The organism is Streptomonospora halophila (genome assembly GCF_039542725.1).
GTDB classification, from domain to species: Bacteria; Actinomycetota; Actinomycetes; order Streptosporangiales; family Streptosporangiaceae; genus Streptomonospora; species Streptomonospora halophila.
Genome location: NZ_BAABIK010000031.1, coordinates 44533 through 68309, shown reverse-complemented (window position 1 = coordinate 68309; position 23777 = coordinate 44533). Strand labels below are relative to the sequence as shown.

Annotated in this window: 16 protein-coding genes and 1 pseudogene; 11 read left to right on the top strand and 6 right to left on the bottom strand. The window is 74.8% G+C overall.

Annotated elements, in window-relative coordinates; translation table 11 throughout:
• The first annotated feature begins 16 nt into the window (after positions 1-16).
• Positions 17-6205: an acyltransferase domain-containing protein gene (locus tag ABEA15_RS21595; RefSeq protein WP_345558627.1), complete on the top strand. Its 6189-nt coding sequence runs from the start codon at positions 17-19 to the stop codon at positions 6203-6205.
• A 112-nt stretch (positions 6206-6317) separates the two neighbouring features.
• Here the strand turns inward: ABEA15_RS21595 and ABEA15_RS21590 are convergent, their stop codons facing one another.
• Entirely contained in the window at positions 6318-8492 is a 2175-nt protein-coding gene (locus ABEA15_RS21590) for an MMPL family transporter (protein ID WP_345558625.1), read from the bottom strand.
• 49 nt (positions 8493-8541) lie between these two features.
• Between ABEA15_RS21590 and ABEA15_RS21585 the strand changes: the two are divergent.
• Positions 8542-9111 (top strand): annotated as a pseudogene (locus ABEA15_RS21585) (MarR family transcriptional regulator); the annotation flags it as partial.
• 297 nt (positions 9112-9408) lie between these two features.
• Here the strand turns inward: ABEA15_RS21585 and ABEA15_RS21580 are convergent.
• Positions 9409-10362, bottom strand: coding sequence for an EamA family transporter (locus ABEA15_RS21580; protein ID WP_345558623.1), 954 nt, complete (start codon positions 10360-10362; stop codon positions 9409-9411).
• Between the two features lie 194 nt (positions 10363-10556).
• On the opposite strand from ABEA15_RS21580, the gene ABEA15_RS21575 reads away from it, so the two are divergent.
• Positions 10557-11786: an arginine deiminase gene (locus tag ABEA15_RS21575; protein ID WP_345558621.1), complete on the top strand. Its 1230-nt coding sequence runs from the start codon at positions 10557-10559 to the stop codon at positions 11784-11786.
• 61 nt (positions 11787-11847) lie between these two features.
• On the opposite strand, the gene ABEA15_RS21570 is transcribed toward ABEA15_RS21575, so the two are convergent.
• The 3 genes from ABEA15_RS21570 to ABEA15_RS21560 form a co-directional block, all read right to left on the bottom strand.
• Positions 11848-12282, bottom strand: a complete 435-nt coding sequence (locus ABEA15_RS21570; protein WP_345558619.1) for a hypothetical protein — start codon at positions 12280-12282, stop codon at positions 11848-11850.
• 85 nt (positions 12283-12367) lie between these two features.
• Positions 12368-13165: an ABC transporter permease gene (locus tag ABEA15_RS21565; protein WP_345558617.1), complete on the bottom strand. Its 798-nt coding sequence runs from the start codon at positions 13163-13165 to the stop codon at positions 12368-12370.
• Entirely contained in the window at positions 13162-14139 is a 978-nt protein-coding gene (locus ABEA15_RS21560; protein WP_344146422.1) for an ABC transporter ATP-binding protein, read from the bottom strand. Before ABEA15_RS21560 ends, ABEA15_RS21565 begins: the two co-directional genes overlap by 4 nt.
• A 444-nt stretch (positions 14140-14583) precedes the next feature.
• Here ABEA15_RS21560 and ABEA15_RS21555 point away from each other — a divergent pair, with 444 nt between their 5' ends.
• From ABEA15_RS21555 to ABEA15_RS21520, 8 genes are read left to right on the top strand one after another with little or no spacing between them, the layout of a single operon-like run.
• Positions 14584-15429 (top strand): helix-turn-helix transcriptional regulator, encoded by an 846-nt coding sequence (locus ABEA15_RS21555; RefSeq protein ID WP_345558615.1) that lies wholly within the window; start codon positions 14584-14586, stop codon positions 15427-15429.
• On the top strand, positions 15429-16841 hold the full coding sequence (sufB, locus tag ABEA15_RS21550) for a Fe-S cluster assembly protein SufB (RefSeq protein ID WP_344146428.1): 1413 nt from the start codon (positions 15429-15431) through the stop codon (positions 16839-16841). The genes ABEA15_RS21555 and sufB overlap by 1 nt, the downstream gene beginning before the upstream one ends.
• Before the next feature lie 2 nt (positions 16842-16843).
• Positions 16844-18013 (top strand): Fe-S cluster assembly protein SufD, encoded by a 1170-nt coding sequence (sufD, locus tag ABEA15_RS21545; protein ID WP_344146431.1) that lies wholly within the window; start codon positions 16844-16846, stop codon positions 18011-18013.
• Entirely contained in the window at positions 18006-18338 is a 333-nt protein-coding gene (locus tag ABEA15_RS21540; RefSeq protein WP_344146434.1) for a non-heme iron oxygenase ferredoxin subunit, read from the top strand. Before sufD ends, ABEA15_RS21540 begins: the two co-directional genes overlap by 8 nt.
• A gap of 7 nt (positions 18339-18345) precedes the next feature.
• The gene (gene sufC, locus ABEA15_RS21535) at positions 18346-19113 is read left to right on the top strand and encodes a Fe-S cluster assembly ATPase SufC (RefSeq protein ID WP_311546019.1); all 768 of its coding nucleotides are present in this window, start codon (positions 18346-18348) and stop codon (positions 19111-19113) included.
• Positions 19110-20399, top strand: coding sequence for a cysteine desulfurase (locus ABEA15_RS21530; RefSeq protein ID WP_344146438.1), 1290 nt, complete (start codon positions 19110-19112; stop codon positions 20397-20399). Before sufC ends, ABEA15_RS21530 begins: the two co-directional genes overlap by 4 nt.
• Before the next feature lie 23 nt (positions 20400-20422).
• The gene (gene sufU / locus ABEA15_RS21525; RefSeq protein ID WP_344146440.1) at positions 20423-20908 is read left to right on the top strand and encodes a Fe-S cluster assembly sulfur transfer protein SufU; all 486 of its coding nucleotides are present in this window, start codon (positions 20423-20425) and stop codon (positions 20906-20908) included.
• Positions 20905-21258, top strand: a complete 354-nt coding sequence (locus tag ABEA15_RS21520) for a metal-sulfur cluster assembly factor (RefSeq protein ID WP_344146443.1) — start codon at positions 20905-20907, stop codon at positions 21256-21258. Before sufU ends, ABEA15_RS21520 begins: the two co-directional genes overlap by 4 nt.
• 187 nt (positions 21259-21445) lie before the next feature.
• On the opposite strand, the gene ABEA15_RS21515 is transcribed toward ABEA15_RS21520, so the two are convergent.
• Positions 21446-23587 (bottom strand): hypothetical protein, encoded by a 2142-nt coding sequence (locus ABEA15_RS21515; protein ID WP_345558611.1) that lies wholly within the window; start codon positions 23585-23587, stop codon positions 21446-21448.
• Between the last annotated feature and the right edge of the window lie 190 nt (positions 23588-23777).

The window sequence follows — 23777 nt, the reverse complement described above, 5'->3', positions numbered from 1 at the left end:
CCGGCGGATCGGCGGGGTGTCGTCGTTCGGGATCAGCGGCACCAACGCCCACGTCGTCGTCGAGGAACCGCCGCACGATCACGCCTACGACTTTCCCGCGCCCTCCGGCGAGCCCGCCGGCGCTCCGCGGGGACGCGTCCTCGGCGGACTCGCCGGGATCCCCGCACCTCCCGCCGCCCCCGAAGCCCCGCCGTACGCGGGCGGCACCGGGAACACGTCCGGCGACGGGCCGACCGCCTCCCCGGCACCGCACGGCCCCCGGCCCCTCCTCTTCGGACCGGACCCGGCGCGAGGAGAGCGGACGGTGCCGCTGCCGATCAGCGCGCGCACGCCCGAGGCGCTGCGCGCCCAGGCCGAGCGGCTGCATACGTATCTGGCCGAGCACCCCGAAGCGGACGCGGTCGGCGTCGCCTACTCCCTGGCCACCACCCGCGCCCGCTTCGAGCACCGCGCCGTCGTGCTCGGCACCCGCCGCGACGAGCACCTGGACGGGCTGGCCGCCCTCGCGCGCGGCGAGACCCCGTTCGGCACCGTGCGCGGCGAGGGCGGCGCTCCCGGTGCGACCACCGCGACCGTGTTCGTGTTTCCCGGGCAGGGCGGGCAGTGGCCGGGGATGGCGGCCGAACTGCTGGAGGCCTCCGAAATCTTCTCCGGGCGGATCGCCGAGTGCGAAGTGGCCCTGGGCCCGCACGTGGACTGGTCGCTGGGTGCGGTGCTGCGCGGCGAACCCGGTGCACCGGGGCTGGAGCGGGTGGATGTGCTCCAGCCTGTGCTGTGGGCGGTGATGGTGGCCCTGGCCGAGCTGTGGTCGGCCTGCGGGGTTCGGCCGGACGCCGTGGTGGGCCACTCGCAGGGCGAGATCGCGGCCGCCTGCGTCTGCGGCGCGCTCTCGCTGGAGGACGGCGCCCGCGTCGCCGCGGCGCGCAGCCGGCTGTCCGTCCCGCTGATCGAGACCGGCGGCCTGCTGGCGGTCCCGGTGCCGGCCGAGGAGGCCGCCGCGCGGATCCTCCCGTGGGGCGAGGCGCTCAGCGTCGGCGCGCTGAACAGCCCGGAGTCGGTCGTCATCTCCGGGCGCCGGCAGGCGCTGGAGGAGGTGCGGGCCGAGTACGAGCGGGAGGGCGTCAGCGCCCGCCCCGTCGCCTCCGCCTTCGCGTCCCACTCTCCCGAGATGGAGGTGCTGCGCGGCCCGATCGCCGCGGAGCTGGCGGGACTGGCGCCGCGCTCGGGCGGCGTGCCCTTCCACTCCACCGTGCGCGGCGAGGTCGTCGACGGCGCCGAGCTGGGCGCCGACTACTGGTTCGCCAACCTGCGCCGACCGGTGCTGTTCGAACCCGCTGTGCGCGCGCTCGCCGAAGCCGACCCGTGCGTGTTCATCGAGGTCAGCCCGCACCCGGTGATGGGTGCGGCCGTGGCCCGCACCGCGGAGTCGGCCGACGCCCCGCCCGGGGCCGGGCAGCGGGTGGTGGCCACGCTGCGCCGCGACGAGGGCAGTCCGGAGCGCTTCACCGCCGCCGTCGCCGAGGCCTACGCGCACGGCGCCGCCCCCGACTGGGGCGCGCTCCTCGCCCGGCGCCCCAGCGCACGCGTGCACCTGCCCACCTACGCCTTCCAGCACCGCCGCTACTGGGCCCGGCGCGCGGGCGGCGCCGACCCGGCCCTGGGCATCGGCACCGAGGACCACCTGCTGCTGGGCGCCGCCGTCTCGCGCGCCGGCACCCGCGGGTTCCTGCTCACCGGCGAACTGGCCCTGCACCGGATGCCGTGGCTGGCCGACCACGCGCTGGGCGGCGACGCCCTGCTGCCGGGAACCGCCCTGGCCGAGCTGGCGCTGCGCGGCGGCGACCGCGCCGAGTGCCCGCGGCTGGTGGAGCTGGCGATGCACACTCCGTTATGGCTGCCGGCGACCGGCGGCCTGCAGGTGCAGGTCCGCGTCGACGACGCGGGGGAAGGCGGCCGCCGCGCCGTCAGTGTGCACTCCCGCCCCCGCCCGGCGGAGTCGGGCCCCGGCGCCGGCGACGCCTGGACCGTGCACGCCGAAGGGACGCTCGCCCCCGACGACGCGGCTGCGCCCGGCGCCGCGCCCGGCGGGCCCACCGGGGCGTGGCCGCCGCCGGGAAGCGAGCCCCTGCCGCTGGACGGCGCCTACGACGACCTGGCGGGGCGGGGCTATGCCTACGGGCCCGCCTTCCGCGGGCTGAAGGCGGCGTGGCGCCGCGGGGACCGGCTCTACGCCGACGTCGCCCTGCCCGGCGAACGCCGCGCCGAGGCGGCGGCCTGCGGGATCCACCCCGCGCTGCTCGACGCCGCACTGCACCCGCTGCTGCTGGACGCCTCCGGTGGGAACGGGCCGGACGCGGCGCCGCGCCTGCCCTTCAGCTGGGAGGGCGTGCGGCTGCACGCCGAAGGCGCCACCGCGCTGCGCGTGTGCCTGACCCGGCTGGAGGAGGGGGTCTTCGCCGTGCACGCCGCCGACCCCCGGGGCGCCCCCGTCCTCACGGTCGAGGCCCTCACGACCCGGCCGGTCTCCGCCTCGGCCGCCGGCGGGCGCGGCACGCAGCCCCTCTACCGGGTGGACTGGGTCCCGGCGCCGGCTCCCGCCGAGCCGGCTCCGGCGCCGTCCGGTTGGGCGAGTCTGGGGGATCGCGCCGGCGCCGGAGTACTGTCCGCCAGCGCGCCCCACTACGCCGACCTCGCCGAACTGAGCGCGGCAGCGGCAGCGGGCGCGCCGGTTCCCGACGTCGTGCTCTACCGCTGTGCCCGGCCGGGCTCCGGAGCCGGCGCCGCCCGCACCGCGGTCGCCGACGTCCTCGCGCTCGTCCGGGCCTGGCCGGGCGACGACCGCCTCGCCGGCGCGCGACTGGTGGTGGCGACCGCCGGGGCGGTCGCCGTGGGCACCGAGCCGACCGCTCGGACCCCCGGCGGGGACGGGCGCCGGGACGGGCCCGCCCCCGAGGGCCCCGAGCCCGACCCGGCCGGCGCGGCCGTGTGGGGACTGGTGCGCTGCGCGCAGAGCGAGCACCCCGGCCGGTTCGCCCTGGTGGACCTGGAACCGGGCGCCGACGGTGCGGACGGCGCCGCCGCGGGGGTGCTCGCCGCCGCGCTGACCGCCGACGAGGACCAGATCGCGGTGCGCGGCGGCGCGTGCCGCGTCCCGAGGCTGGCGGCCGTGGAGTCCGCCCGGGTCGTCCCGCCGCCCGGCGCCGAACCGTGGCGGCTCGAACCCGCCGGCGACGGCACCCTCCGGCTGCGGGCGGTGCCCGCCCGGGCGGCGCAGCGCCCGCTCACGGCGGGCGAGGTGCGCATCGCGGTGCGCGCCGCCGGCCTGAACTTCCTCGACGTGCTGCTCGCTCTCGGGATCTTCGCCGCCGAGCACGAGTTCGGCAGCGAGTGCGTCGGCGAGGTCCTGGAAACCGGCGCGGGAGTCACCGACCTGGCCCCGGGGGACCGCGTGATGGGCATCGTGCACGGCGCCCTCGGAACCGTCGGCGTCGCCGACCGGCGCATGGTGGCCGCCGTACCCGGCCACTGGAGCGACACCGACGCCGCGGCGGCGCCCATCGCCTACCTGACCGCTTACCACGCCCTGGTCGACCTGGCGCGGGTACGGCCCGGGGAGCGGGTGCTCGTGCACTCCGCGGCGGGCGGTGTGGGCCAGGCGGCGCTGCGGCTGGCCCGCCACCTGGGCGCCGGGGTCTACGCCACGGCCGGCCGGGGCAAGTGGCCGGTGCTGCGCGGATTCGGTGTCCCCGACGCCCGCATCGCCGACTCGCGCACGCTGGACTACGAGGACGCGTTCGGCGGGGGCGCAGGCGTGGACGTGGTGCTCAACTCGCTGACCGGCGCGCACATCGACGCCTCCCTGCGGCTGCTGGCGCCGGGCGGGCGCTTCGTCGAGATCGGCAAGGCCGAGGTCCGCGACGCCGGGGCGGTCGCCGCGGACCACCCGGGCACCACCTACCGCGCCTTCCGGCTCGGCGAGGGCGAATGCGGACCCGAGCGCATCCAGGAGATGCTCCAGGAGGTCCTGCGGCTGTTCGAGCAGGGCGCGCTGGGGCCCCTGCCCGCCTCCGCCTGGCCGATCGGCCGCGCCCACGAGGCGCTGCGGTGCCTGCAGAAGGGCCGCAACGTCGGCAAGCTCGTGCTGGAGACGCCGACCCCGCTCGACCCCCGCGGCACCGTGCTCATCACCGGAGGCACCGGCCGCCTGGGCGCGCTCACCGCCTACCACCTGGTGCGCACCCACGGCGTCCGCCGCCTGCTGCTGACCAGCAGGCGCGGTCCCGACGCCCCCGGCGCCGGGGAGCTGGCCGAGGGCCTGCGGGCGCTGGGCGCCGAGGCCGACATCCGCGCCTGCGACGCCGCCGACCGCGCCGCCCTCGCCGGCGTGATCGGCGGCGTGCCCGCCGACCGGCCGCTCACCGCGGTCGTGCACGCCGCCGGTGTCCTCGACGACGCGCCGGTCACCGCGCTCACGCCCGAGCGCGCCGCACCCGTCCTGGCGGCCAAGGCCGGCGCGGCCTGGAACCTGCACGAACTGACCCGCGAGGCGCCGCTGGCCGCCTTCGTGCTGTACTCCTCGGCCGCGGGGGTGCTGGGCGCCGCAGGGCAGGCCTCCTACGCCGCCGCCAGCACCGCGCTGGACGCGCTGGCGGTCCACCGCCGAAGCCGCGGGCTGCCCGCCACATCCCTGTCGTGGGGGCTGTGGGCCGACCGCAGCGAGCTGACCGCCGGTCTCGGCGAGGCCGACCTCGCCCGCATGCGGCGCCAGGGCGTCGCCGGGGCGCTGGAGACCGACCAGGCCCTGGAACTGCTGGACACCGCCCTCGGCACGGGCGAACCGCACGTGGTGGCGATGCCCGTCGACCGCGCGGGCCTGGCCGCGCGCGCCCGCGAGACCGGCCGGATACCGCCGGTGTTCCGCGGCCTCGTCCGCCCGCCGCGGCGCGGAGCGGCGGCGGCCGCGGAAGGCGGCGGGGGCACGGGGCTGCCGCGCGACCTCGCCGCCCGGCCCGAAGCCGAGCGCACCCGCGTCCTGCTGGAGCTGGTGCGTGCGCACGCCGCCGACGTGCTCGGCCATTCCGACGCCGCGGCGATCGGCGAGCACCGGCGGTTTCTGGAGCTGGGGGCGGACTCGCTGACGGCGGTCGAGCTGCGCAACCGCCTGGCTGCGGCGGTCGGCGCGCCCCTGCCCGCCGGCCTGGTGTTCAGCCGCGCCACACCCGGGGAGCTGGCCGAGCACCTGCGCGGCCTGCTCGACGAGCGCAGCGCCCCCGAGCACGGCTTCGGGCCGGTCGAGGGGCCCGGAGGCGGTGAGGCGGGCGCCGGGCGGGAGGGCGCCGCCGCGGGCGCCGACCCCGGGGGCGACAGCATGGTCGCGCTGTTCCGCGGGGCGTGCGCGGCGGGGCGCGTCGAGGACGGCCTGCAGATGCTGCGCGCCGCCGCCCGGCTGCGTCCGCGGTTCGACGCGGGGCGCGGGCAGCCGCGGCCCCGGCCGCTGCTGCTGGCCGAGGGCCGGGCGCCGCTGTTCGTATGCTTCCCGTCGCTGGTCATGATCTCCGGACCGCACGAGTACGCCCGCTTCGCCGCGGCCCTGCGCGGGGTCCACGAGGTGCGCGTGCTGCCCCAGCCCGGGTTCGCCGGCGGCGAGCACCTGCCCGGCACGGTCCGGGCCGCCGCCGAGGCGCAGGCCGCGGCGGTGGAGGAGGCGTGCGGCGCCGAGCGCTTCGTGCTGGTGGGCCGCTCCTCCGGCGGCTGGGTCGCCCACGCCGTGGCCGAGGCCCTGGAGCAGCGCGGCCGCCGGCCGGCGGGAGTGGTGCTGCTGGACACGCCGGTGCCCGAGGACGCGGCGCTGGCCCCGCTGATCGGCGGGCGCATCATCGAGCGCGACCGGGAGCTGGGCCTCACCGATGCCGCGCGCGCGACGGCGATGGGCGGCTACCTCGACCTGTTCGAGAGCTGGTCTCCGCGCAAGATCGCTGCTCGCACGGCGATGGTGCGGCCGGACGACCCGGTGGCCGACGGCGGCGGCGCCCCCGTGGCGGAAGGGCTGTGGCGCTTCGCGTGGCCGCTGCCGCACGACGCCCTGCGCGTGCCGGGCGACCACCTGACCATGCTGGAGGACCACGCCGAGCAGACGGCCGCCGCGGTGGGGGAGTGGGTGCGCAGGACGGTCCATCCGCCGCGCTCGACGCCGCCGGAGTTCTGACCTCGTCCCCTGGTGGCGCCGGGCCCGCCGGGGAGGAGCCTCCGGCGGCACGCCGGCGCTCGGCGCCTGGCCGCGGCTTCGCCGCAGCGCCGGTGGCGGCGACCCCCCCCGGCTACCGCCCGCTGCGCGCCGGCCGGCCGGGCCACCACGTCCGCCGGCCGGCGTCCAAGGCGAGCGCGGGCACCAGCAGGGACCGCACAACGAGTGCGTCCAGCAGTACTCCGAACGCAACCAGGAACGCGAGCTGCAGCAGGAACAGCACCGGGATCACCGCCAGCGCCGCGAAGGTCGCGGCCAGCACGACCCCCGCCGAGGTGATGACCCCGCCGGTGGCGGTGAGGGCGCGCAGCACCCCCTCCCGGTGGCCCGCGCGCACCGCCTCCTCACGCGCCCGCGTCATCAGGAAGATGTTGTAGTCGATGCCCAGGGCGACCAGGAACACGAACGCGAAGAGCGGCACGACCGGGTCGGCTCCGGGCAGCTTCAGCACGTGGTTGAACACCAGTGCGCCGACACCCAGCGCGGCCGCGAACGACAGCACAGTCGTCGCCACCAGCAGCAGCGGCGCGACGACCGCCCGCAGCACCGCGACCAGCACGGCCAGCACCACCACCAGCACCAGCGGGATCACGACCGCGAGATCGCGCTGCGCGGTCTCCAGCGTGTCGAGCATCACCGCGCTGGGGCCGCCGACCAGGGCTTCGGCGCCGGGCACCGCGTGCACCTCCGTGCGCAGACTACGGACGATCTCCACGGCCCGCGCCGACTCCGCGGGGGCCTCCAGGCCCGCCTCGACCAGGACGCGACCGCCGACGACCTTCGGCGGAGCAGCGGGTGCGCCCGGTCGCTCCCCGGCCCCCGTGGGCGGCCCGCCGCCCTCGGTGACCGGACGCGCTCCGCTCACGCCGTCCACACGCTCGGCGGCGGCCGCGATCTCGTCGGCCTTGCCGGCGTCGGCGACGATCACCGCGGGCGCCGCCCCCGCGTCATCGCCGAAGCCGCGCCGCAGCACCTCCTGCCCGCGCACCGACTCCACATCGGTGCGGAAGACGTCGGCGGTGGAGGTCCCCTCCGCCTCGAACGACGGGACGAACGCGGCACCGGCGAGCAGGACCAGGGCGGTGACCGTCCACACGGCCCGCGGCCGGCGCCCCACGGCGCGGGCGACCCGGCCCCACAGCGGGTGCCGGGCCTGGCCTCCCGTCCCGCCGCCCCCGCTGCCGGCGTCGGCCACCGTGTACCGGGGCCGGGCCGGCCAGAACGCGGTGCGGCCGAGGAGCAGCAGGACCGCCGGCAGGAACGTCAGCGCGGTGGCCATCGCCGCGCCGATCCCCAGCGCCGCCACCGGCCCCAAGCTGCGGTTGGAAGCCAGGTCGCTCGCGAGTAGGCAGAGCACGCCGAGGACGACGGTGCCGCCCGAGGCGAGGATGGGGGCGGCGGTGCCGCGCACCGCGGAGGCGAGGGCCGGCGGTGCGCTGCGGTGCTCGGTGAGGGCCTCGCGGTAGCGCGCCACCAGGAGCAGGGCGTAGTCCGTGCAGGCGCCGACGACCAGGATGAACAGGATGCCCTGGCTCTGTCCGTTGAGGGTGAGCCAGTCCGCAGCCGCGGCGGCGTAGACCCCGGCGGCCGCCAGTGCGAGGGCCAGCACCGCCGCGGCGATCACGGCGGCCGGGAGGATCGGCGAGCGGTACACGGCAACGAGGATGGCCAGCACGGCGGCCAGCGCGGCGGCCAGCAGCGTGCCGTCGATGCCGGCGAAGGCCGCGGAGAGATCCGCGGCGAACCCCGCTGGTCCGGTGACCAGCACCTCGGTGCCGTCCTCGGTCGCGCTGTCCGCCAGTTCCGCGCGCAGCCGGTCGACGGCGGCGGTCTCCTCCATCCGGGGGTCGAGCGGGACGACCAACTGGAGGACGCCGTCGTCCTCGGTGCCGATGAGCGGTCCGGCGATCGTCCCGCCGACCGCCTCGGATCCGGCGATGTTCCGGGCGTCGGCGCGCACGGCCGCGGGGTCCACACCGTCCTCGTCGGCGTAGGCGACGAAGGCCGGTGCGGCGTCCTGTTCGGAGAACTCCTCCTCGATCTCGCTGACCTCGGTGGACTCCGCCCCCAGCGGGAGAAACGCCGACTGCTCGTTGGTCTGCACCTCCGAGAGCCGGCCGACGTACGAGCCCAGGGGGCCCGCCCCCGCGATCCAGGCGAGCACCACCACGACCGCGGCGCCAATCCGGACGCGCCGCCTCCAGGGCGACCGGGAGTCCTCCGGGCGATGGGCGGAACCGTGCACCATGTCCGGCCTTTCGTGATCAGGGGCGGGGAACGAGACGTGAGCAGGAACGATGGATGAAGTTATGCGCTCACGGGCCGTCATCGTGCGGCGGCCCCGCGCCCGGCGTCCCCGGCGGAGGCGGAGTACGCTGCGGCCGCTATCCCGCCGCGGGGCCGCCTACCGTCGCCCGTGCCGCGACCTCCGCCGGAGTCGGCGTGCGAAGCGCTCCGCCGGGCCGGGCGGTCGCCGAGGGCGCCTCGACTCGTCGGGGGCGGGGAACGGGCCGGGCCCGCCGCAGTGCAGGCGGAGCGCGAGGAGAACGAGGACGAGGGACGCCGCGCCGGGCGAGGACGGTCGGAGGCCCGGCGGGCCCCGGCGTTCGCGCGAGGGCCCCTATGACGCCATCCAGCACGACGGGCAGCGCCTGGCCGCCGGGCTGATCCGCCTGCTGTACGCCCTGTCGGCCGACTCCCACATCAACCCGACCGACTTCCAGTGCTACACGCTGCTCAGAGTGGGCGGGTTGATGACACCGGGCGAGATCGCCCAAGGCCTCCGCCTGACCACCTGCTCGGTGACGATGGTCGTCGACCGCCTCGCCGACCGCGGACTGCTCCGCCGCGAGCGCCACCCCGACGCCCGGCGCGAGGTCGTCGTGGTTGCGGGAGGCCCCCGGTGCCGTGCGCGCCGGGGGCCCGACCGGGCCGGGGGCGGCGATGAGCGCGCTGCACGACCGGTATGCCGAGGCCGACTGGAGACCGCGGCGTCGTGGTTAGGGCAGGTGGCCGGCGTGCTGGACGGGGTGGCCGCCGGCGGCAGCCCAGGACCCGGCGCCGCCTCCCGCGGCGGGCACGCGCAGCGCGGCGGTCCGACCGCGGACCGAGCGGCGGCCCGCGGGGCGCCGACGCGCCCGCCCGCCGCCCCCGCCCGCCGGAGTTCAGTCCGGCTCGCGCTCGGGCGCCTCCTCGACGGGGGCGTCCGAGCGCCGCGGCTCCTTCGGTTCGCGCCGGCGGGTCGCGCCGACGCTGGCGGCGACGACGCAGCCGATCGCCAGCCACTGCCACGCCGACAGGAACTCGCCCAGCAGGACCAGCCCGACCAGGGCGGCCGCCGCCGGCTCCAGGCTCATCAGGATGCCGAACACCCGCGGCGGCATGCGGCGCAGCGCCTGCATCTCCAGCGTGTAGGGCACCACCGACGACAGCAGGCCGATCGCCAGCCCGATCAGCAGCAGCCGGGGGTCCAGCAGTGCCGAGCCGCCCGCGGCGATCCCGGCCGGGGCGACCAGGACCGTGCCCGCCACGCTGGCCACCGCCAGCCCCGACATGCCGTGGAATCGCCGCCCGGTCGCCGCGCTGAGCAGGATGTAGCCGGCCCAGGCGGCGCCCGCGAGCAGCGCGAACAGCACACCGGCCAGGGTGATGTCGCCGTCGCTGCGGCCCAGCAGCACGACGCCGGCGCCGGCCAGCGCCACCCAGAGCAGGTCGATCCTGCGCCGCGACCCGATCACCGCCACCGACAGCGGGCCCAGGAACTCGATGGTGACCGCGATGCCCAGCGGGATGCGCGCGAACGACTGGTAGATGGCGAAGTTCATGGTCGCCAGGCACACGCCGAAGCCCACGGCCACCATCCAGTCCGCGCGCGTGCGGCCGCGGAGCGCGGGCCGGGCCAGGGCCAGCAGCACCACCGCGGAGGTCAGCAGCCGCAGCCACACCACCGCGCTGGGCGGCAGCACGGCGAAGAGGCGGCTGGCGACACCCGCGCCCGCCTGTACCGACAGGATGCCGATGAGCACGAACCACGTCGGCGGCACGGACTCGCCGGCCGCCCGCAGCAGGCCGGTTCCGCTGGGCAGCCGCGTCCAGATGGGGCCACCGGATGAATTCACCGCCGCGTTCGCACTCACAGGCGCTCATCCTAAGCGCCTCCCGGCCGGGCGCGCCGTCCCGCCCGCCCCGGTACACCTCCGGTCCGCCGCCGGGCCGACCGGAGCCCGCCGAGGTTTCGGACACCCGGTTGCACGGAATGCTGACCCTCACCCCGCACGGCGCGGGCCGCGGCGGAACGAGAAGCGAGGAGTCCATGGCGTTTTCGGTGACCTCCGAGGTGGGGCGGCTGCGGCAGGTGATCGTCCACCGTCCCGGCCTGGAGCTGAGCCGGCTCACCCCCTCCAACAACGACGCGCTGCTCTTCGACGACGTGCTGTGGGCCGAGCGGGCGCGCGAGGAGCACGACGTCTTCACCGCGCTGCTGCGCTCCCGCGGAGCCGCGGTGCACCTCTTCGGCGACCTGCTGCAGGAGGTGCTGGCGCTGCCGGAGGCCCGCGCCTACGTGCTCGACTGCATCTGGGACCAGCGCTTCTTCGGCCCGATGGCGGTCGACGCGCTGCGTGCGGCGTTCGAGGCCATGGACCCCGCCTCCCTGTGCCGGTACCTCATCGGCGGCATCACCAAGCGCGAGCTGCTGGAGCGTGTCGAGGAGCCCCGCTCGGTGTGGTTCCACACCCTCGGCCCCGACGACTTCGTGCTGACGCCGCTGCCCAACCACCTCTTCACCCGCGACACCTCCTGCTGGATCGGCGGCGGGGTGTCGGTCAACGCGATGCGCAAGAAGGCGCGGCGCCGCGAGACCATCCACTACGAGGCCGTCTACCGCTGGCACCCGCTGTTCGCCGACGCCGCCTTCGAGCTGTGGAACCCCGGCCACGCCTGGGGGCCGGCCACCATCGAGGGCGGCGACGTCATGCCCATCGGCAACGGGTCGGTGCTGGTGGGGCTGAGCGAGCGCACCCAGCCCCAGGCGGTCGAGATGCTCGCCCACGAGCTGTTCGCCCGCGGCGGCGCGCAGCGCCTGCTGGGGCTGTGGATGCCCAAGGCGCGCGCCATCATGCACCTCGACACCGTGATGACGTGCGTGGACCGCGGGGTGTTCACCAAGTACGCGGGCCTGGGCATGCTGCCCTCTTACACCATCGAGCCCGGCGACACCGACAAGGAGCTGAAGGTCACCGACAACCCGCCCGAGCGCATGCACGCCGCCATCGCCGACGCCGCCGGGCTGGAGGACATCACCGTGCTGACCCCTACCCAGGACGTGTTCTCCTCCGAGCGGGAGCAGTGGGACGACGGCTGCAACGTCTTCGCGCTGGAGCCCGGCACGGTGGTCGCCTACGAGCGCAACGCCGCGTCCAACGCCTACCTGCGGGACCGCGGGGTCGAGGTGCTGGAGATCAGCGGCAGCGAGCTCGGCCGCGGCCGCGGCGGCCCCCACTGCATGACCTGCCCCCTGGAGCGCGACGAGGCCGAGGAGTAGGAGCGCGCGCCGGAATCCCGGGGCCCGGGCCGGGCGGATGCGGTGCGGCCGCGCGCCGCCGCTACGTCCGAGTACTGGGCGGGCCCTGCGGCACGGCCCGGTCGGTGCGGCCGTGCCGATCGGGGGAGGCGCCGTTCCGGCCGGGGCCGGCGCTCCGCGTCTCGGGGGCCGGCCGCTCCCGCCCAGCGCGGTGCGGGGGAGCGGTGGCGGTCACGGCTGCAAGCGCCAGGATCCAGGCGAGGGCCTCCGCGCCCGGCTGCACCAGGATCATCACCGGCGCGACGGCGTAGTGCCGGCCCAGTCCCGCCGCCGCCTGCAGCGAGAGCCACGCGTAGGGCAGCGCGGCCGCCGCCAGCTGCACGGCCAGTGCCGCCCACATCACCCGGGCCCGCACCGGACGGCGGCGCACCAGCAGCACCCCGCCGACCGCGAGGACCACCAGCGGCGGCCCCAGCGATCGGATGAGCGCGACCAGGGGCACACCGATGGACTCCACGCGCACGAGCCTAACGGCCGGGCCCGGGCGGGGGTCCGCGCGCCGCGCGCCGCCCCGGTCGGCCGGAACCGCGGTGCGGCGGGCGCTACTCCCAGCGGAACAGCCGTGCGGCCAGCACCGCGCCGACGGCCGCCCAGGCGGCCAGCACGGCCACGGGGCCGAGAGAGGGCGCCGCGCCGTCGGCGAGCACACCGCGCAGGCCCTCGGTCAGGGCGGTGATGGGCAGCGCCTCCACCGCGGTCCGCACCGCCCCGGGCAGCCGGTCGACGGGGAAGACGACCCCGCCCAGGCCCAGAAGCACCACGTAGACCAGGTTGGCCGCGGCCAGGGTCGCCTCGGCCCGCAGCGTCCCGGCCATCAGCAGCGCCAGCGCGGTGAAGCACGCGGTGGCCAGCAGGACCAGCAGCACGGCGTAGGCGACGCCGGCCGCGTCGGCATGGGGGCGCCAGCCCAGCGCCGCGGCGGTGGCGCAGATGAGCACGATCTGGACGAGCTGGACGCCCAGCACCGCGAGGGTCTTGGCCGCCAGCAGGCCGCCGCGCGGCAGCGGGGTCGCGCCCAGGCGCTTGAGCACCCCGTAGCGGCGCTCGAACCCGGTGCCGATGGCCTGGCCTGTGAAGGCGGTGGAGAGCACCGCCAGCGCCAGGACGCCCGGCGCGAGGAAGTCCACGCGCGGGCCGGGTCCCAGGTCGAGCACCGGCGTCAGGCTGAACCCCGTCAGCAGCAGGATAGGAATCACCATGGTCAGCAGCAGCTGCTCGCCATTGCGCAGCATGATGCGCAGCTCCATGGCGGCCTGCGCGCCGACCATGCGGTGTGGCGGCGCGGCCCCCGGCGCGGGAGCGAAGAGGCCGGGTGCGGTGCGGGTACGTGGTTCGGTCATGGCTCGCGCAGGTCTCGGCCGGTGAGTTCGAGGAAGACGTCCTCCAGGCTGCGCCGCTGCACGCGCAGCCCTTCGGGGGAGATGCCGTTGGCGGCGCACCAGGCGCCCACGGTGGCCACCAGCTCGGGGCCGATGCCTCCGCAGGCGTCGGCGGTGACGGCGTACTCGGTGAGCACGGCGGTGCCGCGGCGGCCCGCTCCGGGGCCCGGATCGCCGTCGCCGCGCCGCTCGACGGCCGCGGCGGCGGGCAGCGCCGCGCCCAGCCCGGCGGTGTCCAGGTCCGCACCGGCGCGGAAGCGCAGCTCCTGGCGGGACTCGGTCAGCTCCTCGGGCGCGCCGGAGGCGACGGTGCGGCCGTGGTCGATGATCACCACGTGGTCGGCGAGCCGCTCGGCCTCGTCCATGTAGTGGGTCGTCAGCACCACGCCGACCCCGGAGTCGCGCAGCTCGGCGATGAGGTCCCAGGTGGCGTGGCGCGCCTGGGGGTCCAGTCCGGCCGTGGGCTCGTCGAGGAAGACCAGCTCCGGGCGGCCGACCACGGCGGCGGCCAGGGACAGCCGCTGCTGCTGGCCGCCGGAGAGGCGGCGGAACGGCGTCGCGGCGGCGGAGACCAGGCCCAGGCGCTCCAGCAGCACCTCGGGCGGCACCGGGCTGGCGTGGAAGGAGGCCACCAGGCGCAGCCACTCGCCGGCCCGGGCGCCCGTGGGCACGCCGCCCGACTGCAGCATCACACCGACGCGCGGTTTGAGCGCGGCGGCGTCGGCGGCCGGGTCCAGGCCCAGCACGCGCACCCGGCCGGCGTCGGCGCGCCGGAAGCCCTCGCAGGTCTCGACCGTGCTGGTCTTGCCGGCGCCGTTGGGGCCGAGCAGCGCGGTGACCGCGCCGCGGGCCGCGGAGAACGTCAGGCCCGCCACGGCGGTTGTCGCGCCGTAGCGCTTGACCAGTTCAGTGGCCTCGACCGCGGCTGTCTCCATGGGTCCCGAGTCTATGGCGGGACGGCCGACTACCCGCACCGCCCCCGGCCCCCTGAAGGACCGGCCGCCCCGCGGGGTGCGGTCACGTACAGGAGCGCCCGCCCCGTGGGGGTTGGGTCGCCTACAGGATCGGGCTCTCGAGGGGGTGGGCTGCGGCGATGGGGCGCCACTCGCGCAGCGAGTGGGCGGGCTTGCCGCCGAGCGCACGGTGCATCCTCAAACAGGACCCCGGCCCAGTCCGGAGCACAACTCGCATGCACGGTCGGGAATACCGCACACAACCACGTGTTGCCGAATATCAGCACCCAGCAACCAGCACCACCCCCAAACCCCCGCCCCACCCCACCAAAAGCCGGCAAGGTTAGCCTCACCTGCGTGACTTACCGCATCGGGCGGCGTTTGCCCGCCGGGACTTATTTACGCCACACTGATGTTGTGAAAAACATGGGGAACCGTCAGCAGTCCGCGGGAAGCGCCGCCGTCGGCGCCTCCGCGGCCGCTCACGGCCCCGAGCGGGGTGCCGAGAACGGTACGCGCGCACGCGTGGCGCGGCTGATCCTCGAACACGGGCCCATCACCGCCGCCATGCTCGGCGAGCGGCTCGGCCTCACTCCGGCGGCGATCCGCCGCCACCTTGACAACCTGATGAACGAGGGCATGGTCGAGGCCCGCGATTCCCGCGACCGCGGGCGCCGCGGCCGCGGCAGGCCGGCCCGGGTCTTCGCCATCACCGATGCCGGGCGCGACGCGTTCGTGCACGGCTACGACGACCTCGCCGCCAGTGCGCTGCGGTTCCTCGCCGAGAAGGCGGGGTCCCAGGCCGTGGCCGAGTTCGCCCGGAGCCAGGTGGCCGACCTCGAACGGCGCTACCGCCCGATGCTCGCCGCGGCGCCGCCGCAGCAGCGCATCCGGCTGCTGGCCGAGGCGCTGTCCAACGACGGCTACGCGGCGTCGGCCGGTGAGGCCCCCGCCCCGGGCGGCGGCGACCAGCTGTGCCAGCACCACTGCCCGGTGGCCCACGTCGCCACGGAGTTCCCCGAGCTGTGCGAGGCCGAAGTCGAGGTCTTCGAACGGCTGCTGGGGACCCCGGTGCGGCGGCTGGCCACCATCGCCCACGGCGACGGCGTGTGCACCACGCACGTCACCCCGCGCGACATCGCCGCTGCCGAGCCCCGTCCCGCCGGGAGCCCGGGCCAGTCGCGCACCGATGAGAACACGCCCGCCCGTCCTGGGGCGAGAGGGCGGGCGACGCCAGATGAAGGACGTCTGAGTCCAGGAGGATCCGCGTAATGACGTCTACCGCGCACCCCGAGCTCGAAGGGCTCGGTACCTACGAGTACGGCTGGGCCGACCGAGACGAGGCCGGCGCCTCCGCTCGGCGCGGCCTGAACGAAGAGGTCGTCCGCGACATCTCCGGCAAGAAGGACGAGCCGGAGTGGATGGAGAAGCTCCGTCTCAAGTCGCTGCGCCTCTTCGGCAAGAAGCCGCTGCCCGAGTGGGGCGCCGACCTCGGGGGCATCGACTTCGAGAAGATCAAGTACTTCGTGCGGTCCACGGAGCAGCAGGCCGCCTCCTGGGAGGAGCTGCCCGAGGACATCAAGAACACCTACGACAAGCTCGGCATCCCCGAGGCCGAGAAGCAGCGCCTGGTCGCCGGTGTCGCCGCGCAGTACGAGTCCGAGGTCGTCTACCACCAGATCCGCGAGGACCTGGAGCAGCAGGGCGTCATCTTCCTCGACACCGACACCGCGCTGAAGGAGCACCCGGAGCTCTTCCAGGAGTACTTCGGCACCGTCATCCCGCCTGGCGACAACAAGTTCTCGGCGCTCAACACCGCCGTGTGGAGCGGCGGGTCGTTCATCTACGTGCCGCCGAACGTGCACGTCGAGATTCCGCTGCAGGCCTACTTCCGGATCAACACCGAGAACATGGGCCAGTTCGAGCGGACGCTGATCATCGTCGACGAGGGCGCCTACGTCCACTACGTCGAGGGCTGCACCGCGCCGATCTACAAGACCGACTCGCTGCACTCCGCGGTCGTGGAGATCGTCGTCAAGAAGAACGCCCGCTGCCGCTACACGACCATCCAGAACTGGTCGAACAACGTCTACAACCTGGTCACCAAGCGCGCCGTCGCCTACGAGGGCGCCACCATGGAGTGGATCGACGGCAACATCGGCTCCCAGGTGACGATGAAGTACCCGGCCGTCTACCTGATGGGCGAGCACGCCAAGGGCGAGACCCTCTCCGTCGCCTTCGCCGGCGAGGGCCAGCACCAGGACACCGGCTCCAAGATGGTGCACTGCGCGCCCAACACCTCTTCCACCATCGTGTCCAAGTCGGTGGCGCGCGGCGGCGGCCGCGCCTCCTACCGCGGGCTGATCCAGGTGCAGGAGGGGGCCGACCACTCCAAGTCCACGGTCAAGTGCGACGCGCTGCTCATCGACACCATGAGCCGCTCGGACACCTACCCCTACAACGACATCCGCGAGGACGACGTGGAGATGGGCCACGAGGCCACCGTCTCCAAGGTCAGCGAGGACCAGCTCTTCTACCTGATGAGCCGCGGTCTGGACGAGGACGAGGCCATGGCCATGATCGTCCGCGGGTTCGTCGAGCCCATCGCGCGCGAGCTCCCCATGGAGTACGCGCTGGAACTCAACCGGCTGATCGAACTGCAGATGGAAGGAGCGGTCGGTTAAGCATGGCCAGCCCCAATCTCGGAATCCGCGAGCACTCGCACGGCGGGGACATCCCGATCTCGCGCCTGGACGTGCACGGGTCCTTCGAGTCCGCGAGCTTCCCCGTGCCCAACGGGCGCGAGGAGGAGTGGCGCTTCACGCCGCTCCGCCGGCTGCGCGGCCTGCACCAGGGCCGCGAGATCGCCGACGGCACCATCACCGTCGAGGTCTCCGGCCCTGAGCAGGCCGTCGTCGAGCGCGTCGGGCGCGACGACTCCCGCATCGGCGCGTCCTTCCTGCCCAACGACCGCGTCAGCGCGCTGGCCTGGGAGAGCTTCACCGACTTCAACCCGGCCACCGTGGTCACCGTGCCCAAGGACACCGAGCTGTCCGAGACGGTGTTCGTCAACATCACCGGTACCGAGCACGGCGACGCCTACGGCCACGTCCTGGTGCGCGCCGAGCCGCACTCCTCGGCCACCGTGGTCCTGGAGTACGCCGGCTCGGCCGTCTACGCCGACAACGTCGAGTTCGTCGTCGAGGACGGCGCCTCGCTGACCGTCATCAGCCTGCAGGACTGGGACGACGACGCCGTCCAGGTCTCCCACCAGTACGCCACGGTGGGCCGCGACGCCCGGTTCCGCAGCTTCGTGGTCACACTCGGCGGCGACCTGGTCCGCCTGTCGCCCAGCGTCCGCTACAAGGGCACCGGCGGCGACGCCGAGCTGCACGGCCTGTACTTCACCGGCCGCGCCCAGCACCACGAGCACCGCTCGCTGATCGACCACAACGAGTCCAACACCCGCAGCCGCGTCGAGTACAAGGGCGCGCTCAGCGGCGAGGACGCCCACGCGGTGTGGATCGGCGACGTCATCATCGGCGAGGGCACCTCCGGCACCGACTCCTACGAGCACAACCGCAACCTGGTGCTCACCGACGGCACGCGGGTCGACTCCGTGCCGAACCTGGAGATCTTCACCGGAGAGGTCGAGGGCGCGGGCCACGCCAGCGCAAGCGGCCGGCTCGACGACATCCACCTCTTCTACCTGCAGTCGCGCGGCATCCCCGCGGACGAGGCCCGGCGCCTGGTCATCCGCGGGTTCTTCCAGGAGCTCATCGGCCGCATCGCGGTCCCCGAGCTGCGCGAGCGCATCATGGACGAGGTGGAGGAGAAGCTGGCCCTCCATGAGTGACGGATACACCCGGGTGTGTTCGCTGAGCGACGTCCCCGACGAGGGCGCGCTGGGCGTGGAGATCGGCGACACGCCGGTGGCGGTGGTGCGCAGCGAAGGCGAGATCTACGCCATCAGCGACATCTGCTCCCACGCCGAGGTGAACCTGTCCGAGGGCGAGGTCGAGGACGGGACCGTCGAGTGCTGGCTGCACGGGTCCTGCTTCGACCTCGGCTCGGGCAAGCCGATCAACCCGCCGGCGACCCAACCGGTCGCCACCTACGCAGTGCAGATCGACGGCGACGACGTCCTCGTCTCGCTCAACACCCAGAGTTCAAAAGGCTGAATCGCATATGACGAAGTTCGAAATCCGCGGGGTGCGCGCCGACGTCCTCATCGGCGCCGAGGAGCGCCAGGAGATCCTCAAGGGCGTCGACCTCACCATCAACTCCGGCGAGACCCACGCCATCATGGGCCCCAACGGCTCCGGCAAGTCCACGCTCGCCTACGCCATCGCCGGCCACCCCCGCTACGAGATCACCGACGGCGAGGTGCTGCTCGACGGCGAGAACGTGCTGGAGATGAGCGTCGACGAGCGCGCCCGCGCGGGCCTGTTCCTGGCGATGCAGTACCCCGTCGAGGTTCCGGGCGTGTCCATGTCCAACTTCCTGCGCAGCTCGGTCACCGCCGTGCGCGGCGAGGCGCCCAAGCTCCGCACCTTCTCCAAGGAGCTGCAGGAGACCATGGGCAACCTGGCCATCGACTCCTCCTTCGCCGCCCGCGGGGTCAACGAGGGCTTCTCCGGCGGTGAGAAGAAGCGCCACGAGATCCTCCAGCTGGAGCTGCTCAAGCCGCGCATGGCCATCCTCGACGAGACCGACTCCGGTCTCGACGTGGACGCGCTGAAGGTCGTCTCGGCCGGGATCAACCGGGCGCGCGAGACCGGCGACGTGGGCGTCATGCTCATCACCCACTACACCCGCATCCTCAACTACGTCCAGGCCGACCACGTGCACGTGTTCGCCGGCGGCCGCGTCGCCGAGTCCGGCGGGCCCGAGCTGGCCGACACCCTGGAGTCCGAGGGCTACGAGCGTTTCGCGAAGGCAGGCGCAGCGAAGTGACCACGAGCGAGCTGGGGCGCCTCGACGTCGAGGCGGTGCGGGCCGACTTCCCGGTCCTGGCCCGCACCGTCCGCGACGAGCGCCCGCTGGTGTATCTCGATTCCGGAGCGACATCGCAGAAGCCCCGCCAGGTGGTCGAGGCCGAACGGGTCTTCTACGAACGCCACAACGCGGCGGTGCACCGCGGCGCGCACCAGCTCTCCGAGGAGGCCACCGACGCCTACGAGAGCGCGCGCGCGACCATCGCGGCGTTCGTGGGCGCCCAGCCCGGCGAGGTCGTCTTCACCAAGAACACCACCGAGGGCATCAACCTGGTGGCCTACGCCATGAGCAACGCCGCCACCGGCGGCGACGCCCACGCCCGGTTCGTCGTCGGCCCCGGCGACGAGATCCTCGTCAGCGAGATGGAGCACCACGGCAACCTGGTGCCCTGGCAGCAGCTGTGCCAGCGCACCGGCGCGACGCTGCGGTGGTTCCCGGTGACCCCCGAGGGCCGGCTGGACCTGAGCGGCATCGACGAGCTGATCAACGACCGCACCAAGCTCGTCGCGATCGCCCACCAGTCCAACGTCCTGGGCACCGTCAACCCGGTCGCCGCCATCGCCGAGCGCGCCCACGCCCACGGCGCGCTGGTGCTGGCCGACGCCGCGCAGTCGGTGCCGCACATGCCGGTCGACGTCGCCGAGCTGGGCGTGGACTTCCTCGCGTTCTCCGGGCACAAGATGCTCGGGCCGACCGGCATCGGCGTGCTGTGGGGGCGCTCGGAGCTGCTGGCGGCCATGCCGCCGTTCATCTCCGGCGGGTCCATGATCGGCGTGGTCTACATGGACCACACCACCTGGGCCGACCCGCCGCAGCGGTTCGAGGCCGGGACCCCCATGGCGGCGCAGGCCGTGGGGCTGGCCGCCGCGTGCGACTACCTCAGCGCGGTGGGTATGGACAAGGTGCAGGCCCACGAGCACGCCCTCACCGAGTACGCGCTCAAGCGGGTCGCCGAGGTGCCGGGCGTGCGCATCATCGGCCCGGCCGACGCCGTCGACCGCGGCGGCGCGATCGCGTTCACGGTCGAGGACATCCACCCGCACGACGTGGGCCAGGTCCTCGACGACCTCGGCGTCGAGGTGCGTGTGGGCCACCACTGCGCGTGGCCCCTGCACCGCTGCTACGAGACCGTGGCCACCACGCGGGCGTCGTTCTACCTGTACAACACGTTCGCCGAAGTCGACGCCCTGGCCGAGGGAATCCGGGCCGCGCAGCGGTTCTTCGGCACCGCGGCTGCACGCTAGGAAGGGGGGGACAGGCCGCTACTATGCAGCTCGACTCCATGTACCAGGAGATCATCCTGGACCACTACCGCAACCCGCACAACAAGGGGCTGCGTGAGCCGCACGACGGCGAGGCCCACCACATCAACCCCACCTGCGGCGACGAGATCACCCTGCGCGTCCGGCTCACGCCGGCCGCCGAGGGGGGCGGCCTCGACGGCGGGGCGACGGTCAGCGACGTGTCCTACGACAGCATGGGCTGCTCGATCAGCCAGGCCAGCGCGTCGGTGCTGACCGACCTGCTGATCGGGCGCAGCGTCGACGACGGCATGCGCATGCTCGACGAGTTCACCGAGCTCATGCACTCCAAGGGCCAGGCCGAGCCCGACGAGGACGTGCTGGAGGACGCGGTGGCCTTCGCCGGCGTCTCGAAATACCCTGCCCGTATCAAGTGCGCCCTGCTCGCCTGGATGGCGTGGAAGGACGCGACCGCCCAGACCCTGGAAACGGAGAAGGAGGGCGCCTCATGACCGAACAGGACTCCACCGCGACCGTACCGGAGCCCGCCGGCGGCGAGGCGCTGGCCGAGGAGATCGGCGAAGCGCTGAAGGACGTCATCGACCCCGAGCTCGGGGTCAACGTCGTCGATCTCGGCCTGCTCTACGGGGTCAACGTCGACGGGGACGTCATCACCCTGGACATGACGCTCACCAGCGCCGCCTGCCCGCTGACCGACGTCATCGAGGACCAGGCGAACACCGCGCTGGACGAGTTCGAGCGCGAGGTCAAGATCAACTGGGTCTGGATGCCGCCGTGGGGCCCGGACAAGATCACCGACGACGGCCGCGACCAGCTGCGCATGCTCGGCTTCAACGTCTGAAAACCGTGCGCCGCAGGCGCGATCCCCGGCGTTTGCACGGGCCCCGCCGAAGCATCGGCGGGGCCCGTCGTCAGCGCCGGAGCGGTCAGCCCTGCCGCGGTGCGGGGGCGACGATCTCGACCAGGTGGTCGAAGGGGGCGAAGCCGACGGTGTTCGCAGTCATGACCGCTGCGCCGTGCCTGTGGGCTCAATGCGCCGGGATGAGGCCTGGGCCGAGCTCGTGGGCGATGTCGGTGTCACCGCGTTCGGTCAGGCTGTCCAGCAGGGCCTGCGGCTCCGCGGCGCGGTCGTCGGAGCCGTCCTCGCTGATGCGCCGCGCGATGATCTTGAGGGCCTCCTCGGTGGCGGCGGGTGCGGTGTAGCCGATCAGGTGCAGCGCGCGGCTGGTCGGGCCGTGCGAGCTCATGTCGGCGGCCGGCAGGCGGCGCGCGTCCAGCCGGTCGCCGTTGACGGTGATGAAGACCCGGTCGCCGGGCTGCGCCGAGAGGCGGCGCAGCAGCGGACGCAGCGAGTCGAACGCCGGCTGGTCGCGCCAGACCAGCACCAGCAGGTCGGCGCCGGGCGCCGTCAGGCACAGCAGGCGGCCCGGCTGCAGGCCCAGATGCGTCGCATAGCCCGGCGGAACGGTGACCGGTGCACCGTGCAGGTGGTCGGCGGAGACGTCCACCCGGTGCCACCACCGGCCGTCGGGCGCGCGGAAGCAGCGGGCCGAGTCGGCCACCCGCGGCGGCTGCGGCGCGCTCGGCCGGGGATGCTCGGCGTGGTCCTGCAGCGGCGCCTCGGCGCCGGGACGCCGCCGGATGGGCAGCCCGTTGGCGGTGGTGGTGCCTTCGGCCTCGGCGTCGGGGTCGGGCGGGGTGCTGCCGTAGGCGGGGCCGGGGGGCGCGTTCTCGACCGGGATCGAGGGGTCCACCATGACGTGGCCCTCGCGGATGGTCACGCCCGGTGTGCTCAGCAGCCACGCGCGCACGGCCTGCTGGCGGATGCCGATCCGGGCCAGCCGGATCGCGGCGTCGGAGGTGCTGGGCGCGTCGCCCAGCATCTCGCGGGTCTGCCAGCGCATCCGGTGCGGGTCGTCGGCCACCAGCCAGCCGTTGTGCAGCCGGCGGTCGGTGAAGAGGGTGATGACCACCCGCCACAGCGGCGTGCCCAGCGCCGGGACCTCGACCGGGTGGTCGGGATGGGCGGTGATGAGGTGGTCGACGGTGGCGGCGGCGCCCAGGTGGTCGGAGAGCTCGCGCATGTGCTTGGTCAGCGGGCCGCCCGCGGGCGAGCCCAGCCACTGCAGCAGCCGCTCCTCGACGGTGCGCTGGGCGTTGCGGATGTCGCGCAGGTCCACGCCGAGCTGGTCGGTCAGCAGCCGGATGCTGACGGGCTCCGAGGCGAACAGCCGCTCGGCGGCGACGGTGCGCTCGACGTCGGTCCAGTTGCGGAAGAAGTCCTCGAGCAGGTCCACCAGGGGGTGGCGGCCGAGCTCGGGGGCGGGCGCGGGCGCGGGCTCCGCGGTGTCCTGCTGCGGGACCCGGCTGAAGGCGGGGCGGCGCAGCGTGCGGTCGGGTCCCAGCAGCGAGCTGCGCACCGGCCCCGCGGCGGCCTCGGCTGCTGCGGACCCGGCGGCGGACTCGTATGCGGCGCCGGCGCCCGCCCGCGACCGCGTCTCCTCGTCGCGCTGGGCCCGCAGCGCGCGCAGCGTCCGGATCGCCCGGGTGGCGGGGCTCTGCGTTTTCGGCGCCTCATCGGGCTCGGCGGGCGCCTCGGCCGGTCCGGCGCCGGTGGCGGCGGTGAGGTAGGCCAGGGCGCTGTGCACGTGGTCGGGCGCCGAGTCGGGCATCCAGTTGGCCAGGGTGCGGACGGCCTCGACCATCAGCCCGGGGGAGGGCGAGGCGGCGCGGCCCTGCTCGCCGGCCAGGGGCTCGACCGCGCGCCAGGTGGCGGTGCCGACGAGGTCCAGCGGACCGCAGCTTTCGGGCAGCCCCCAGGAGCCGATGGCGGCCGGGCTGGCCGAGACCAGCCGCTCCCAGCTGCCGGCGGTGGCCAGCAGGGCGCCCCGCACGGGCTCGGCCACGTCGTCGAGGTCCACGTCGGCGGCGCGCAGGCACGGCAGGAACTCGCCCAGCGGGAGGTGGCTCCACTGCTCGGCGGCCAGGCGCGCGAGGGAGTGCGACAGCCAGGTGGTTCCGGCGATGTCCAGGACGCGGGGCAGCGGCAGTGAGTTCCACCAGCCCTCGATCAGCCGGGCGTGCCACAACACCGGCCCCACCATCGCGGGATCGCTCCACCGCAGGGCGGGAACGAGGTCGGTGAGGCAGATCGGGGAGACGGCGTTCATCTGCTGAAGACCTCGACCTCCGCGCGTCCGGCCCGCGGCGGGAAGCCGGAACCGGTTCCCCGCGGGCAAATACGTTCCTGGACCACAGTACGTCCACTCGACCGGCGCCCGGTGCCCGGCCGCCGGAGGCGCGGTCGGTGCCCGACAGGTCGAAGCGGCGCACCCTCGGGTGATCGTACGTGCGCGTGCT